This is a genomic window from Halolactibacillus miurensis (assembly GCF_900116255.1).
GTDB classification, from domain to species: domain Bacteria; phylum Bacillota; class Bacilli; order Bacillales; family Amphibacillaceae; genus Halolactibacillus; species Halolactibacillus miurensis.
In genome coordinates, this window is record NZ_FPAI01000002.1 from 132823 (window position 1) to 148187 (window position 15365).

At 37.7% G+C, this 15365-nt stretch carries 17 protein-coding genes and 6 tRNA genes; 19 read left to right on the plus strand and 4 right to left on the minus strand.

Features of this window, described 5'->3' with window-relative positions; all coding sequences use genetic code 11:
- Positions 1-894, plus strand: a complete 894-nt coding sequence (locus tag BM390_RS02375; RefSeq protein WP_089852830.1) for a deoxyribonuclease IV — start codon at positions 1-3, stop codon at positions 892-894.
- Between the two features lie 90 nt (positions 895-984).
- Here BM390_RS02375 and BM390_RS02380 read toward each other — a convergent pair whose 3' ends face one another.
- Positions 985-1263 (minus strand): DUF2624 family protein, encoded by a 279-nt coding sequence (locus BM390_RS02380; protein WP_062319132.1) that lies wholly within the window; start codon positions 1261-1263, stop codon positions 985-987.
- A gap of 176 nt (positions 1264-1439) precedes the next feature.
- On the opposite strand from BM390_RS02380, the gene BM390_RS02385 reads away from it, so the two are divergent.
- Positions 1440-2129, plus strand: a complete 690-nt coding sequence (locus tag BM390_RS02385) for a transglycosylase SLT domain-containing protein (protein ID WP_089852831.1) — start codon at positions 1440-1442, stop codon at positions 2127-2129.
- Here BM390_RS02385 and BM390_RS02390 read toward each other — a convergent pair.
- Positions 2119-2469 (minus strand): hypothetical protein, encoded by a 351-nt coding sequence (locus BM390_RS02390; protein WP_062319136.1) that lies wholly within the window; start codon positions 2467-2469, stop codon positions 2119-2121. The two genes, BM390_RS02385 and BM390_RS02390, sit on opposite strands and share 11 nt — an antisense overlap.
- Before the next feature lie 57 nt (positions 2470-2526).
- Here BM390_RS02390 and BM390_RS02395 point away from each other — a divergent pair, with 57 nt between their 5' ends.
- The 11 genes from BM390_RS02395 (at position 2527) to BM390_RS02445 (ending at position 9381) form a co-directional block, all read left to right on the plus strand.
- Positions 2527-3168, plus strand: a complete 642-nt coding sequence (locus BM390_RS02395; protein ID WP_062319138.1) for an NfeD family protein — start codon at positions 2527-2529, stop codon at positions 3166-3168.
- Positions 3169-3327: 159 nt separating this feature from the next.
- Positions 3328-4974: a Na/Pi cotransporter family protein gene (locus BM390_RS02400; RefSeq protein WP_062319141.1), complete on the plus strand. Its 1647-nt coding sequence runs from the start codon at positions 3328-3330 to the stop codon at positions 4972-4974.
- 182 nt (positions 4975-5156) lie between these two features.
- Positions 5157-5231, plus strand: a tRNA-Asn gene (locus tag BM390_RS02405).
- 4 nt (positions 5232-5235) lie between these two features.
- Positions 5236-5312 (plus strand) — tRNA-Met (locus BM390_RS02410).
- A gap of 23 nt (positions 5313-5335) precedes the next feature.
- Positions 5336-5411: transfer RNA gene (locus BM390_RS02415), tRNA-His, on the plus strand.
- 4 nt (positions 5412-5415) lie between these two features.
- Positions 5416-5492 (plus strand) — tRNA-Ile (locus BM390_RS02420).
- 30 nt (positions 5493-5522) lie between these two features.
- Positions 5523-5615 (plus strand) — tRNA-Ser (locus BM390_RS02425).
- Positions 5616-5630: 15 nt separating this feature from the next.
- A tRNA-Phe gene (locus tag BM390_RS02430) sits at positions 5631-5703 on the plus strand.
- Positions 5704-5860: 157 nt separating this feature from the next.
- Complete coding sequence (locus tag BM390_RS02435; protein WP_062319142.1) at positions 5861-6367, plus strand: TraR/DksA C4-type zinc finger protein; 507 nt, start codon at positions 5861-5863, stop codon at positions 6365-6367.
- A gap of 149 nt (positions 6368-6516) precedes the next feature.
- Positions 6517-7128 carry a superoxide dismutase gene (locus tag BM390_RS02440; RefSeq protein WP_089852832.1) on the plus strand — a complete coding sequence of 204 codons (612 nt, stop codon included), beginning with the start codon at positions 6517-6519 and terminating at the stop codon, positions 7126-7128.
- A gap of 108 nt (positions 7129-7236) precedes the next feature.
- Positions 7237-9381 (plus strand): peptidoglycan D,D-transpeptidase FtsI family protein, encoded by a 2145-nt coding sequence (locus BM390_RS02445; protein ID WP_089852833.1) that lies wholly within the window; start codon positions 7237-7239, stop codon positions 9379-9381.
- A gap of 49 nt (positions 9382-9430) precedes the next feature.
- On the opposite strand, the gene BM390_RS02450 is transcribed toward BM390_RS02445, so the two are convergent.
- Positions 9431-9973 (minus strand): hypothetical protein, encoded by a 543-nt coding sequence (locus tag BM390_RS02450; protein WP_062319145.1) that lies wholly within the window; start codon positions 9971-9973, stop codon positions 9431-9433.
- An 18-nt stretch (positions 9974-9991) separates the two neighbouring features.
- Complete coding sequence (locus BM390_RS02455) at positions 9992-10327, minus strand: hypothetical protein (RefSeq protein ID WP_062319148.1); 336 nt, start codon at positions 10325-10327, stop codon at positions 9992-9994.
- A 215-nt stretch (positions 10328-10542) separates the two neighbouring features.
- Here BM390_RS02455 and rpmG point away from each other — a divergent pair, with 215 nt between their 5' ends.
- From rpmG to BM390_RS02485, 6 genes are all read left to right on the plus strand, one after another.
- Positions 10543-10692, plus strand: a complete 150-nt coding sequence (rpmG, locus tag BM390_RS02460) for a 50S ribosomal protein L33 (protein ID WP_026801018.1) — start codon at positions 10543-10545, stop codon at positions 10690-10692.
- A 120-nt stretch (positions 10693-10812) separates the two neighbouring features.
- Positions 10813-11364, plus strand: a complete 552-nt coding sequence (locus BM390_RS02465; protein ID WP_177220604.1) for a 5-formyltetrahydrofolate cyclo-ligase — start codon at positions 10813-10815, stop codon at positions 11362-11364.
- Between the two features lie 55 nt (positions 11365-11419).
- Positions 11420-11632: a YqgQ family protein gene (locus BM390_RS02470; protein ID WP_062319150.1), complete on the plus strand. Its 213-nt coding sequence runs from the start codon at positions 11420-11422 to the stop codon at positions 11630-11632.
- The gene (locus BM390_RS02475; RefSeq protein WP_062319152.1) at positions 11629-12588 is read left to right on the plus strand and encodes an ROK family glucokinase; all 960 of its coding nucleotides are present in this window, start codon (positions 11629-11631) and stop codon (positions 12586-12588) included. Before BM390_RS02470 ends, BM390_RS02475 begins: the two co-directional genes overlap by 4 nt.
- Positions 12589-12718: 130 nt before the next feature.
- Positions 12719-14581, plus strand: a complete 1863-nt coding sequence (locus tag BM390_RS02480) for an LTA synthase family protein (protein ID WP_062319153.1) — start codon at positions 12719-12721, stop codon at positions 14579-14581.
- Positions 14582-14668: 87 nt separating this feature from the next.
- Positions 14669-15286, plus strand: coding sequence for an MBL fold metallo-hydrolase (locus BM390_RS02485; RefSeq protein ID WP_062319155.1), 618 nt, complete (start codon positions 14669-14671; stop codon positions 15284-15286).
- Positions 15287-15365 lie beyond the last annotated feature (79 nt).

Consider the following 15365-nt stretch of genomic DNA (forward strand, 5'->3'; position numbering starts at 1 on the left):
ATGTTGAAATTAGGATCACATGTTTCGATGAGTGGGAAAAAGATGTTGCTTGGTTCAAGTGAAGAAGCGGCAAGTTATAACGCAACCGCGATGATGATTTATACAGGTGCACCGCAAAATACGAGACGAAAAGCGATTGAGGAACTAAATATCGAAAAGGGTCTTCAGCATATGAAAGATCACGGCATCGAGGATTTAGTCGTCCATGCGCCTTATATCATAAATTTAGGTAACACAACGAAACCAGAAACATTTGAGCTTGGTGTCAACTTTATGAAAAGTGAAGTAGATCGCACCGAAGCTTTAACCGCCAAACAAATTGTGCTCCATCCTGGTGCCCACGTAGGGGCTGGTAGTGAAACAGGTGTTAAACGGATTATTGAAGGGTTAAACGAAGCGCTAACGAAAGGTCAAGACGTTCAGATAGCGTTGGAGACGATGGCAGGAAAAGGGTCAGAAGTCGGTCGCACGTTTGAAGAGATTGCTCAAATCATTGATGGTGTGACGCTAAGTGATCGTTTATCGGTCTGTTTTGATACGTGTCATGTGCATGATGCGGGATATGATATTGTGAACGATTTTGATGGTGTGCTCAATGAATTTGATAAAATTGTTGGTGTTGATCGCATTAAGGTCGTGCACGTCAACGATAGCAAAAATCCAGTCGGTGCCCATAAAGATCGTCATGAAAATATTGGCTTTGGCCACATTGGCTTTGAGGCGTTAAACTACATTGTTCATCATGAGGCATTTAAAGACATTCCAAAGATTCTTGAAACGCCTTATGTAGGGGAAGATAAAAAGGATAAAAAACCACCATACAAATTTGAAATTGAGATGCTGAAAAAGCAAGCATTTGATAATGATTTAAAAAATAAAATTTTAAATCAATAAAAATGAAGCTTTAAATCTTATGTTGAAAAGTATCATCTATCAAACCGCAAACGACCGTCACAATGGTCGTTTGCGGTTTTTTTTTTGCGTTTAATCAAACAATTCAATGAGATGATAAGACTCAATCAGGTCGATAAGCGATTGATGTATATAGGTGACTTCGTGTGCCGGTAAAATAGTACGTAAATAGCTAAACAAATAAACAAGGTTATCCTGTTTAAATGGATCTAGTGGCCGGATGAAAGCTAAAATATCTTTAGCGTGCTTGGCTGTTTCTGGTAAGTTGTGCATCAAAGCGAAATGTTTTATCTCGTCTGTGGATAACTCGTGAAAACGCTTTAATATCAATGGTTTAAGTATTTTTGACACGGAAAAAAACCTCCTAAAAATATCTTTTTATTAACTTAAATATGAAATTAAATGAATTAAATGTTAGATAAATACTATAAATGGGTAATATAAACCTTAAAGGTTGCAAAGGATTTTTAAATAGTGTAGTATAACGACTTGTATTGTCAAACAGACATACAGAAAGGAAGAAATTTATGACAAAACGCTACGTCGTTTTAGTAAGTGCTCTTATTTTTGTTATTTTATTATCTAGCATAAACTTACTAAATATTAACGAGCAAACAGTGCAAGCTGAAGAAAAAACATTTATAGCATCTGATAAATCACAAAGACGAATCGATGAAGAAACTTCAGCTTATGAAAAGGACACGTCCGATGTTCAATCGGTTGTGTGGCAAACAATTGAAAAGGATGCCGAAACAATGATGAATGATAGCGAAGGTCGCTTTAAAAAGAGTTGGGCTGTCTACATGATTAAAGAGGCAAGAAAATATGAGATTGATCCATTCATCGTGTATGAATTATTAAAAGTAGAGACAGGTCATACATTCGCACCTGATACGGTGGGACCAGAAACAATTTATGGTCATGCCTACGGTATGGCGCAATTTATGGAAAATACAGCGCCGTGGATTGCTGAAATGGCAGGTGTGGCATATGAAAAATCGATGTTATTTGACCCCTACTATTCAATGAAATTATCTGTCGTCTATCTTGATTATCTTTATGAGAAATATGGCCGCTGGGATGAAGCTTTAACGGCTTATCATCGTGGGATGACAGGTATGGAAAATTATAAAAAAGCGAATGGCACAGCAAAAAGTCAATATGCTACAGTGATCCAATCAAAAGCAAATCAGCATCATGCGATTGTTATGAAGTGAAATATAATGATATTAAGTCGGGAGCATGTGCTTCCGGCTTTTTAAATTGTGGAAAATAATAATAGCACTGAAGCGGGATACGGGTAAGGTTTTCTAAGTTGTTGATATCTTGAAACACTTCAATTCCTTTTATCGTTATCTGTGAGGCTGTTCCGTTTAATTCATATAGAGTGACTAAGATATCTGAAACATCATGAACATATTTAATTTTTACTTGATATGAAGCAGATGGAGGGGGATAATAGGAAGTGGAAGGGTCATTCATTTTTGGTAAGTTTTCATCTATGATTAATAAACATATAATGATACTACTCAAGATGATGATAGACTTTCTTTTCATTATTTAAAGACCTCACAAAAAGATTTTTTTATATAATATGAAGAAAGAAGGGGTTATATGCCAATTTTATCGACTTATCCTATCCTCAGCTTAATTGTAGTTTTATTTGCGACAATGTTTGTTTTTGGAGAAGTCTTAGTAAAAGCAAAAGGCTTACTTGCTGTTTTAGGATTAGGATTGATCACGTTCTATTTCTCTGTTTTCTTAGATCCAAGCATGGTGTTAATTGTTGGTTTAGTTTATGGTTTAGGACTTATTTTGATCTTTATTGATGGTGAATTAATTAACGATGGGTTGTTAGGTAGTATCGGTGTGCTACTTATGATTGGTTCACTCGCTTTTGCCTCACCTAATGTATCCACTGGTTTATATGCCTTTCTTGGATTGATTTTCGGAGCGGGATTAAGCATTGTCTGGTTGAAAATATTACCACGCCGAGCCCTTTGGTCTAAAGTTATTTTAGCTGATCGCCTTGATAGTGTATCAGGATATAATTCTGTTAATCCAAGCTTTCAATCATTCGTTAATCAAACAGTTGAAACTACGACGGACTTACGCCCTGTTGGTCGGATACTTATAGATGATCAAGAGTATAGCGCTATATCAAACGGTCAATATATCGCAAAAGGTGAACAAGTAAAGATAATCTCCGTAGATGGCACGCGAATATTAGTTGAAAAAATCCACGAACACGCCTAATTTCGGCGTGTTTTTTTATAGATGAAGCGTATGTTAGAAGTTTGTAAAGTTAATGTAAAGTTTCGTCGAATTATCTTTACATTTCATTTATAAATCGTGATAATGGATAAGGATTGTTTTAACACGTATATAATTTTTGAAATGAAGGGATTGGATTCCGTGGAAGTTAATGTGCAACAAATGTTATTTGAATTTTTTGGAGGGTTAGGTATTTTCCTTCTCGGTATTAAGTATATGGGAGAAGGGCTCCAGAATTCAGCTGGGGACCGACTAAAAGATATTTTAGACAAATTTACTAGTAATCCACTGATGGGTGTGTTAGCGGGGATTGTGGTGACGATTTTAATTCAATCAAGCTCAGGCACGACCGTCCTTGCGATTGGTTTAGTTAATGCAGGCTTTATGACATTCAGACAGTCCATTGGGGTTATTATGGGTGCGAATGTTGGTACGACAGTGACCTCCTTTATTATCGGTATTGATATTGGCGCTTATGCGTTACCGATCATTTCAGTAGGTGCCCTTCTTATGTTCTTTGCGAAAAATAATAAATTACAAAATTATGGGCATGCGATCTTTGGTTTCGGTGCGCTGTTCTATGGTTTGGAATTGATGGGTGACGGTCTTAAACCGCTACGCTACTTACAAGCGTTCCAAGACTTAACGATTCAAATGTCAGATGTGCCAATCTTAGGTGTTGTTATCGGGACGGTATTTACGTTTATCGTTCAAAGTTCAAGTGCGACGATTGGTATTTTACAGAATCTTGTTCAAGACGGGATGATTGAACTAGATGCTGCTCTACCAGTATTATTTGGTAACAACATCGGAACAACCATTACTGCTGTTATTGCGTCGATTGGAGCATCGATTGCCGCGCGTCGTGCCGCCTTAACACACGTTATTTTTAATGTGTTAGGGGCTGTTATTGTGATGCTTGTCTTATCACCTTATCAAGCAATAGTGGAATATTTGACGACAACATTAGATTTAAACGCCAGAATGTCGATTGCTTTTGCGCACGGTATTTTTAATGTCGCTGCTGTTCTTGTTTTCTTCCCGCTTATTGGTGTGCTAGCTAACTTAGTTACAAAAATTATTCCTGGTGAAGATTCAGTGATTGAATTTAAACCAACACACTTAGATCCGATCTTTATTCATCAAGCGCCATCAGTTGCTTTAGAGCAAGCGAAAGAAGAAATTATTAAGATGGGTGAATATGCGTATAAAGGCTTAGAGGAAAGCGCAAATTTCTTAAATAATCATGAACAAAAACATGCAGATAACGCCTTGCAAATTGAGAATGCTTTAAATAAGCTAGATTCTCAAATAACAGATTATTTGATTGACTTAGCCTCTGCCCCGCTTTCTGATGCGGATAGTGAGAAGCATACGGCACTCATTGATTCTGTTCGAGATATTGAACGTATTGGTGACCACTTTGAAAATATTATTGAGTTAATTGAATATAAAATTAAAAATAAAATTGTTATTACGGATGATGCTCGCGGAGATTTGAACGAAATGTTTGATAAAACTAAAAATATTGTGAAAGAAGCGATTGAAGCGATATCTGATATGAACCGTGAAAAAGCACTAGATGTAGTTAAATTAGAAAATCAAATTGACCGCTTGGAGAAAAAATTCCGTAAAAAACATATCATTCGTCTTAATGAAGGGTCATGTTCAGGACCATCAGGAATTGTTTATGTAGATATTTTAAGTAACTTAGAGCGTATTGGTGATCACGCATTAAATATCGCTGAAGACGTATTAGGTGAAAAAATACCTGAGACCGTGCATTAAAAACGATGGGATGATTTAAATAGTTGTGAGAACAGAGAGGGGTCAAGCTCTGTTCTCACCTACTATTTTTGGTCAACTAAAGAAATTTAAGATATTTTTTCCTAAATGTATTGACGACTATTTTAAAACATGATATATTATTAAACGTCGCTGAGTTACAAAAACTCAAACGACAACATTATTCCACAGTAGCTCAGTGGTAGAGCAATCGGCTGTTAACCGATCGGTCGTAAGTTCGAATCTTACCTGTGGAGCCATTATGGCGGCGTAGCTCAGCTGGCTAGAGCGTACGGTTCATACCCGTGAGGTCGTGGGTTCGACTCCCTCCGCCGCTACCATTTAAAAATTATATAGCGTTATGGCGGTCGTGGTGAAGTGGTTAACACATCGGATTGTGGTTCCGACATTCGTGGGTTCGATCCCCACCGGTCGCCCCATAAAGGACCCTTAGCTCAGTTGGTTAGAGCTATCGGCTCATAACCGATCGGTCGCAGGTTCGAATCCTGCAGGGTCCACCATCAGACGCTAAGTAATTAACATTATATTTCGGAGGAATACCCAAGTCCGGCTGAAGGGATCGGTCTTGAAAACCGACAGGGGCTTCACGGCTCGCGGGGGTTCGAATCCCTCTTCCTCCGCCATTATATCCCTTTTACGGCTCGGTAGCTCAGTTGGTAGAGCAACGGATTGAAGCTCCGTGTGTCGGCGGTTCGACTCCGTCCCGAGCCACTCGTTAAAACACCTAAGTACTCTGTACTTAGGTGTTTTTCTATGCATGTATATAGAATGTAAGATGATTAGAATTTCAAATATGTTTAAAACATATGACTTGTGGAAAATATAAGAGAAGGCGAAAATAGTTATGGCATAGAGAGGAGAGAGTTCTTTGAATAGTGAACAATTACAAACGATTAAACAAACGTTATTAGAAGAACAAGATACATTAATCGAACAAATTAAAAAGCATAAAGCAGAGGTATTTGATGATGGGGAATTGTCGCACTATGATAATCATCCGGGAGATGAAGGTTCTGCTTTATATGATGAAACATTAAGGCGCACTTTAACTGAACAAGAAATTCGACATTTAGGTGATATTAGACATGCACTTGAACGGATGAATGAAGGTGTTTATCATCTCTGTGAAGTTTGCGGGAAAGAGATTAATCCGGATCGTTTAGAAGCGCTTCCGACAACCTCAACGTGTATTGATCATGCTGAGCATGGATTAGACAGAAAGTTGTACCATGAGTCCAAAGAAGGTCTTGTGATTGATGATGTTGGTGCGCTTGAACAATTACAAGCGTTTGGCTCGTCTGATCAGATAGGTGATCAAGACGGTGATAATGAGGATCCGATTGAAAAAATAAGTAGTCACACAAAACATGTTTAACAATCTTCCGTGAAGTGAATATAGTATGATGAACAGGTAAGAATCAAAATGTTTGCTTCATTTATACAAATTTGATAAAGTATGAGTATAGTAAAAGTGAACATTTTGTGAATCATTAGAATCACTAAAATCTAAGGAGGAAATTTATTATGGCGAAATTTGAATTACCAGAACTACCTTATGCGTACGATGCACTCGAACCACACATTGACAAGGAAACAATGAACATTCACCACACGAAACACCACAACGGTTATGTGACGAAGTTGAATGCAGCATTAGAAGGTCACAGTGCGTTTGATGACTTAACTGTGGAAGAAATTTTAGCAGACTTAAATAAAGTACCTGAGGATATTCGAACGGCTGTAAGAAATAACGGTGGCGGTCATGCCAATCACAGTCTATTCTGGACTGTTCTTGGTAAAGACGGCGCAAAAGAACCTGTTGGTGACTTAAAACAAGCGATTGATGGAACCTTCGGTAGCTTTGATGCCTTTAAAGAAACATTTGCGAATACAGCGGCTACTCGTTTCGGTTCAGGTTGGGCATGGCTTGTTGTTTCTGATGGTAAGTTAGAAGTTTTAAGCACACCAAACCAAGATTCACCTATTAGTGATGGCAAAACACCTATTCTAGGTATTGACGTATGGGAACATGCTTATTACCTCAATTACCAAAACCGTCGACCAGATTATATTGATGCTTTCTGGAACGTGGTTAACTGGGATAAAGTAGAGGAATATTATCAAGCAGCTAAATAATAAATGAATGACACAAAGAATCATGCCTTAGGGTGTGATTCTTTTTTGTCTGTTAGTCTAATTAATGCTATAATACGTAGGAAGTATGTATAGAAAAAGGTGATCAAGATGGCTAAGAAAAAGAAAAAACGAGCACAAACAGCCATGCGTTTAAATATAATGTTTTTATTTGTGTTTCTCTTATTTTCACTGCTTATTTTGCAGTTAGGTGTTGTACAAATATTAAATGGAGAAGAAGCGCGCGAACGGCTGAATGAAACAGAAAATGCTAAAACATCGATTGCGGTGCCGCGAGGCTTAATGTATGATGCTGACGGTGAATTAGTTGTCGATAATGAACCGGTGCGTTCCATCACGTATACACCGCCTAAAAATGGTGATTCACATCTCGCAAAGATTAGTATTGCTGAAAAACTAGCAACGATGGTAATGATGGCAGAAGATGAAGAAGGATTAAATGAGATTGTAAATGAACGAGATAAAAAAGAGTTTTGGTATGTGTCTAATGAAAAAAATCGCGAACAAATTGAAGAGCGCTTAACGGAAGAGGACAATGAATTAGAAGCAGGAGATTTGTATCAAAGGCAGCTTGATCTTATTACGCCTGAAGATTACAACAGTCTTGACTGGTCCGATCCGTATCAACTAAATGTCGTGGCTATAAAAAAAGAACTCGATCAAGCGATAGAATTGTCACCGCACGTGATTAAAAATGAAGAGGTAACGGAGGAGGAATACGCTCAAGTATCGGAACACCTCAATTTACTTCCAGGTATTGATGCGAAAATCGATTGGAACAGAGTCTATCCATTTGACGATACCTTCCGCACATTTATCGGTAATATTACCGATGCTGATCAGGGGATTCCGCGAGATAATCAAGACTATTATTTAAACTTAGGTTATAGTTGGAATGATCGTGTTGGAGAGAGTGGCCTAGAACAGCAATATGAGGATGTGTTGCGAGGTCAAAAAGAAGTCATTCAATATACGATTAATAACGATGGAGAAATTGTCGGTACCAGCACTGTACAAGCAGGAAAAGCTGGGAATGATTTAGTTCTTACCATCGATATGGATTTTCAACAAGCTTTGGATGAGATTGTAAAAGACGAATTAGAAAAGTATATTGCCCAAGACCCTTATCGGAATCGTCACATGGAAGATGCCTTAGTAGCCGTTCTTGACCCACAGACAGGGGCAGTACTAGGTATGACCGCAGCTCATTACAATCGTGATGAGAATACTTTTGAAAATCAACCTCACCGTGTCGTATATGATGCCCATATTCCAGGCTCATCAGTGAAAGGGGCAACAGTGCTAACAGGTTATGAAACGGGTGTCATTGATATTGGAACAGTACTGAATGATCGTCCAATTAAAATAGCGGGGACCCCGATTAAAAAATCATGGCGTAATTTTGGATTGATCAATGACTTGAAAGCTCTAGAACAATCGTCAAACGTCTATATGTTTGAAATTGCGATGCGTATTGCGACTGCGGTATACAATTATAATGAACCACTCCGGTCATTTGACCAATCAAGTTTTCAAACCATGCGGAATCACTTCCAACAATTTGGCTTAGGATCAAAGACGGGAATTGATTTACCGTTTGAAGCGACTGGTTATGTGGGTTCTAATATCATTGATGGTGGTTTATTACTTGACTATGCGATTGGGCAGTATGATACGTATACGACTTTACAGATGGCACAGTATGTGTCAACGATTGCTAATGATGGTTACCGTTTAGCGCCATACATTGTTAAAGAAGAACACTCAGCAAATGGCGACAAAACCACGTTAGGACCAGTGGTCACGAGTACTACGCCAAATGTGTTAAACCGTATTGATATGGATGAGCGTTATATTGACCGCGTGCAACAAGGGTTTAGACTAGCGGCTACACAAGGGACTGGACGAGGACACTGGGCGAATAACCCTTATGACGTGGCGATCAAAACTGGAACAGCGCAAAATTATTTTTACGTTGACGGGGAAGAACAGCGGACGAACAACCTCACTTTAGTAGGTTATGCCCCATATGATGAACCAGAAGTTGCCTTCGCCATTATTATACCTAAAACAGGTGTAGGAAATGATCAAAACGGTATTCACCATAATATTGGGAATCGTTTAATCGAGGCTTATTTTGATATTAAAGAAGAAAAAGCCGAAGAACAGCAATCAAACACTAACCCATCAAATAATGAAGAAGTAAATGAAGATTCTCTGGATGAAGAAGAATAAAATAAATAAAAAAGCTTAAGTGAAGAAGAATATTTCTCCACTTAAGCTTTTACTCTTTATTTGCAATAACATCAACGACTTCATCTAATGTCATGTCACGATCGAGTTCAAATGAGCCCACTTGAATGTTCGTTGCATAACCGTTGTCTGATAAATAATTGATGAATTGTTCACGTGATTCGATTAGGTTGGCAATGATTAAGTAGTTCGAGACTTCGGTAACCGTCATACCTGGTTCAATCGTAAGGATAAACGATGACGTATCAACAGAAGATTCTTGATTATCCTTTGACGGTTCTTCTGGTGTAGGCTCATTTTCAGGTACTGATGATGGCTCGCTCTCGTCTATGTCTGACGTGTTATTTTGATTTTTTTCATCCGCCGTTTGTTCAGCTAATTGTTCGTCAATAAACCGTGTTAACTCATCATCTGTGTAAATATGAAAGCCGTTATCTTCTAAAGATTGAATCATGTCAGTATCACTTGGACGTGCTGTGGATGTATCTGTTTCGTTAAAAAAGAAGATATATATACTAAAAATTGTCGTTGTTGCGAGCATTCCTAAACTAAAAGCACGAAGCGTGTGTTTCATATTAATCTCCTAACTCATTTATCTTATTGTTTGAATAACCTGCTCAATATCGTATTCGCTAATGTTTGTTAGGTGGCTTATCTCTGATAGCGAATGACCGCTACGATACAACGATTCGATGCGTTGTGTCACGGTAGATTTACTTTGAGGTTTAAAATCTGTATGGACTGTTGTTGGTAATAGCTCTTCTTCAAGAATTTTTAGCTTTTGATTTGTTTGATAACTTTCCTGCATCTGATTAAGGGAAAGTTGTTCAATCTGATCCTCTATTTTTTTAAAGCGATCGCTCATAAAGAAAGAGAGTGCAAATAAAACAACACTTATAATGACTAAACCGATGATTAATTCCAGCAAATAAATTGCCTCCTTTCACTCCCCTTATTTATAGCATAATTTACTTCATGTCGTAAAGGTAAATCGAAACGGTGCGATACATGTGCAAAAACAACGGATAAAATAAAAGAAATAATAAACAAGTGCTTGATTATTTCTTTATATCTTGTTAAAATGAATGGGTCTGAAAATGATATTTTATGAAAATGATAGTTGAAAAGTTTGGAGGGATAATCATGCGTGTAAACATCACACTAGCGTGTACTGAAACTGGTGATCGTAACTACATTACGACAAAAAATAAACGTACAAACCCTGAGCGTATTGAGCTTAAGAAGTATAGCCCACGTCTTAAAAAACATACGCTTCACCGTGAAACAAAATAATGTTTGCTAAAACTCTTATCTTTTTACTTTAGATAAGAGTTTTTTCTATAATGAAAGAAGATAGCTTACCGCAGGTATAATATGTACAGTATACACGATTAGTAAATGGGGGCTCTAATGATGGAAGAAAAATCTCACATGCGTAAACAGACAATACAACGCCTCTTAGCTTTTTCGAAAACCCGAAGAAAACAAATAGAAACGACCCTTTATAATCAGTTCATTGAAACAGATCTATATAAAAACAGTAAGACTATAGGCTTGACCGTTAGCCATGCGCATGAATGGGAAACAAGACTAATTATCAAACAGGCGCTATCAGATGGAAAACAAGTCTGTGTCCCGCTCTGTTTAACCGATACAAAGACGTTAGCCTTTTATCAATTATCATCTATTGAACAGTTATCGGTCGGACATTTTAATTTATTAGAGCCTGATCCCACGGTCATGCATAAAGTTAGCAAAGACCACATAGATGTATTAATTGTCCCAGGCGTCGTTTTTGATACGGATCATTATCGCATTGGTCATGGTGGCGGGTACTACGATCGATTCTTAGAAACATTCTCGGGACAAACGCTGTCCATTCTTCATGAAACTCAACTTATTGATCATATTCCAATCGAATCGCATGACCAACCTGTTGGAACATTGATCATCGCAAGAAATTAATGTAATTTAATTTTCTATTTACTTAATAATTTGTTATAATAGATGGGGTGACGTTTTGAAAACATATTACGATGTACAAAAGTTTTTACGTCGATTTGGTATAGTCACATACATAGGTAATCGTGAAGCAGAAATAGAATTAAGCCTCATTGAATTAAAGGCGCTTAAACACGAGGGGATTATCGCCGATGATGACTATTATCAATGTTTAGGTGTACTCAGTTATGAAAAAGAATTAGAATTGGCCAAAAGGAGCGGGAAACAATGACAAAATATTTGTTAGGTGTAGATATTGGTGGAACGACGATTAAACTTGGTATAATTTCAGAATCAGGAGAGATTCTTGAAAAGTGGGAAATTACCACACAAACAGGTGATCAATCTGATCGTATTCCTCACGATATTTGGACATCGCTAACGGAACATTTAGCTACTAATCATATAGACAAAAATCAATGTTTAGGTATTGGTGTTGGAGCGCCTGGATTTGTGGTAGCAGATACCGGAGATATTGCTCAAGCAGTTAATTTAGGATGGGTTGACTTCCCGTTAGGCGACATATTACATGATTTGTCGGGGTTGCCTGTATACATTGAAAATGATGCGAACATTGCAGCTTTAGGTGAGAACTGGTTAGGTTCTGGTGGATTAGCTGAGAACTTAGTTATGATCACTCTTGGCACTGGTGTTGGTGGTGGAATCATTGTGAGCGGAAAGATTGTTAGCGGATCAAACGGCATGGCGGGTGAAATTGGTCATATGACAATGGATGTTCATGGTGTAAGATGTAATTGTGGTCGTAACGGATGTCTTGAAACGATTGCTTCAGCAACAGGTATTGGCCGGATTGCCCAGGAGCAAGTTGAACAACATCCCGAGACAATCCTTACGCCATTATATAAGAAAAAAGGTCGTCTAACAGCCAAAGATGTGTTTGATGCGGTCAAAGAAAATGATCAGGTGGCACAAGATGTTGTCCATCGAATAATGGATACGTTAGGATTAGCGATTTCTAATATTACGACGATTGTCAATCCATCAAAAATTGTCATTGGTGGCGGTGTATCTAAAGCAGGAGAGGCATTACTTCAACCGTTAGAATTGGCGTTTAAGCGTTATGCTCTGCCACGCATTGTAGAGGGTAGTACGTTCGAAATTGCTAAATTAGGTAATGACGCTGGCATTATTGGCGGTGCTTACCTCGTTAAACAACATCAATCATAATGTAACCTTTTTAGGTAGGACAACGTCTAACGAAGTAGAGAACGATTTTACGGTTTGTTTACAAGTCTGTCATAATCGTTTAGTAGAGAAAAATATCGGGTAGTTAGACGTTAAGGAGGACAAGGTAACTATGTTTAAAAAACAACAAATAAATCAATTGTTCGTGATTGCCAGCTTGTTATTTGGTTTAAAGACGTACGTGATTTATCGCTTCTTATTTAATATAAATTTAGAAAATAGCATGCAAGAGATGATTCTTTTCATCAATCCATTCGTGACAGCCTTCTTTGTTTTTGCTTTATCCGTTTGGTTAAAGTCAAAAAACCAAGTCAAGTATATTAAAGTGGTGGCTGTATTAGGGTCCGTCATTTTATATTTGAATCTTATTTTTTATCGTAACTTCGGTGATTTCTTAACGATTCCGATTTTATTCCAAGGGAGTAACGCAAAAGATTTAGGTTCAAGTGTGTTAAACCTAATCGAGTGGTATGACGTCTTGTTATTTACCGATATTGCAGCTATTTTTTATCTCGCTAAACCAAAAGTAGGTGCTGTGCATGTTATTGAAAAGATGCGTCCGAAACGAAAAAAATTAATTTTAAGTTTATCAATCGTATTTTTATTAGGAAACTATGTACTAGCGGAGATTGAGCGTCCACAATTATTACAGCGTGGATTTGACCGGGAGTACTTAGTTAAAAATATTGGGTTATTTAACTTTCACTTGTACGATATTGTGCAACAATCAAAGTCTAAAGCTCAACGTGTATTAGCAGATGGTAACGAATTATCAGAAATTCTTACCTATATCGATGAAGAGACGACGGACACATCGGAAACGGATATGTACGGGATCGCGAAAGATAAAAATGTTATCTTTGTTTGGTTAGAGTCATTGCAAACATTTGTTATTAATAATGAATTGCATGGCGAAGAAATTACGCCATTTTTAAATGATTTGATTGATGACAGTTATTATTTTGAAAACTTCTATCATCAAACTGCGCAAGGTAAAACATCTGATTCAGAATTTATTGCGGAAACATCACTCTATCCACTACCAAGTGGGGCGGTTTATTTTACGCACAGTGAAAATACGTATCAATCCCTTCCTGATATGTTAGGAGAGTCAGGTTATAACACGTCTGTCTTTCATGCTAATAGCGGCAGTTTCTGGAATAGAAATGTCATGTATGAAAATTTAGGTGTTGATCATTTCTATGATGTTGCAGCGTATGATGTGACAGATACGAACCAAGTTGGTTGGGGATTAAAAGATAAAGACTTCTTTAAACAATCCATGAAGTATTTAACAAGTTTAGAAGAACCTTATTATACCCGGATGATTACTTTAACAAATCATCACCCATTTACGCTTGGCGAAGAAGATGCCACACTTGCACCATTTGACTCAAATTCTAAAACATTAAATTATTACTTCCAAACCGTGCGGTATTTGGATGAATCGCTTGAATTATTCTTTGAAGAATTAAAGGCGTCAGGTGAATATGAGGACTCAGTTATTGTACTCATGGGTGACCATTATGGTATTAGTGATTTCCATGATCGCTCAACAGCAAGTTATCTAGGAAAAGATGAGATTACGCCATTTGATCATATTCAGTTACAGCGCGTGCCGCTTTATATTCATATTCCTGGTGAAGAAGGCAAGGTCATTTCTGACATTGCTGGTCAGGTAGATATTAAGCCAACACTCCTTCATCTACTCGGGATCGAAGGAAGCAATGACATTAGTTTTGGTACGAATCTTTTTGGAGAAAACAGAAAAGATTTTATTGCCTTACGTGATGGTAGCTTTATAGCAGATGATGTCATCTACACGAAAGATACGTTCTATGATCGTTCGACAGGTGAGATAATGGAAACGACCGATGACCTGCTTGAACTAAAAGAACGTGCACAACATGAATTAACGTATTCAGATCAATTAATTTATGGTGATTTATTGCGTTTCCACGATTTAAATAAATAACCTATCGAAAACCATCTGATAGACGAGTTGTCTCAGATGGTTTTCTTGTGCTATTCTTGATAAAACAACAGAAGTAGAGGTGAAATGATGGAGGTCAAGAAATATACGTTAGGTCAATTAGGAACCAACGGTTATTTACTAATGAATGATGAAGATCTAGTAATTATTGATCCAGCTGGTGAACCGAATCGATTAATAAAAGAGATTGAGTCAATAAATATTAAACCAAAAGCTATTCTTTTAACTCATGCACATTTTGACCATATTGGCGCACTTGACGCTTTGCGAGATGAGTATGGCGTGCCTGTCTACTTACATGCCAATGAACATGAATGGTTAGAGAATCCGGCATTAAATGGTTCGAAGTATTTCCCAGTAAAAGAAGTGATCTGTCAACCGACAGATCACACCTTAAATGCGGGGCCGATGTCGATCGGTGATATGCATTTTACTATTATTGAAACACCTGGTCATTCTCCAGGGGGTGTGGCATTTGTTTTTAACGAAGAGCGTTTAATTATCTCCGGTGATAGTCTCTTTCATCGGGGGATTGGTCGCACGGACTTACCGCTAGGGGATTATGATACGCTTATTCACACGATTAAAGAACAACTTTTTCATTTGCCAGACGATTATGTGGTATATCCAGGTCATGGACCTGCAACCACCATTGGTGATGAAAAGAAATTAAATCCATTTGTATAATGAAAAGCACGCCATACAGTTACCTGTATGGCGTGCTTTTATCGATGGATCGAATAGTAATGATCACGATCTCTTGCCT

Bases quoted from the DNA above. Each gene is read 5' to 3' on its own strand.
- BM390_RS02375 (WP_089852830.1), top strand. From the start codon at position 1: ATGTTGAAATTAGGATCACATGTTTCGATGAGTGGGAAAAAGATGTTG.
- BM390_RS02385 (WP_089852831.1), top strand. From the start codon at position 1,440: ATGACAAAACGCTACGTCGTTTTAGTAAGTGCTCTTATTTTTGTTATT.
- BM390_RS02390 (WP_062319136.1), bottom strand. From the start codon at position 2,469: ATGAAAAGAAAGTCTATCATCATCTTGAGTAGTATCATTATATGTTTA.
- BM390_RS02395 (WP_062319138.1), top strand. From the start codon at position 2,527: ATGCCAATTTTATCGACTTATCCTATCCTCAGCTTAATTGTAGTTTTA.
- BM390_RS02440 (WP_089852832.1), top strand. From the start codon at position 6,517: ATGGCGAAATTTGAATTACCAGAACTACCTTATGCGTACGATGCACTC.
- BM390_RS02445 (WP_089852833.1), top strand. From the start codon at position 7,237: ATGGCTAAGAAAAAGAAAAAACGAGCACAAACAGCCATGCGTTTAAAT.
- BM390_RS02450 (WP_062319145.1), bottom strand. From the start codon at position 9,973: ATGAAACACACGCTTCGTGCTTTTAGTTTAGGAATGCTCGCAACAACG.
- rpmG (WP_026801018.1), top strand. From the start codon at position 10,543: ATGCGTGTAAACATCACACTAGCGTGTACTGAAACTGGTGATCGTAAC.
- BM390_RS02465 (WP_177220604.1), top strand. From the start codon at position 10,813: ATGGAAGAAAAATCTCACATGCGTAAACAGACAATACAACGCCTCTTA.
- BM390_RS02475 (WP_062319152.1), top strand. From the start codon at position 11,629: ATGACAAAATATTTGTTAGGTGTAGATATTGGTGGAACGACGATTAAA.
- BM390_RS02480 (WP_062319153.1), top strand. From the start codon at position 12,719: ATGTTTAAAAAACAACAAATAAATCAATTGTTCGTGATTGCCAGCTTG.
- BM390_RS02485 (WP_062319155.1), top strand. From the start codon at position 14,669: ATGGAGGTCAAGAAATATACGTTAGGTCAATTAGGAACCAACGGTTAT.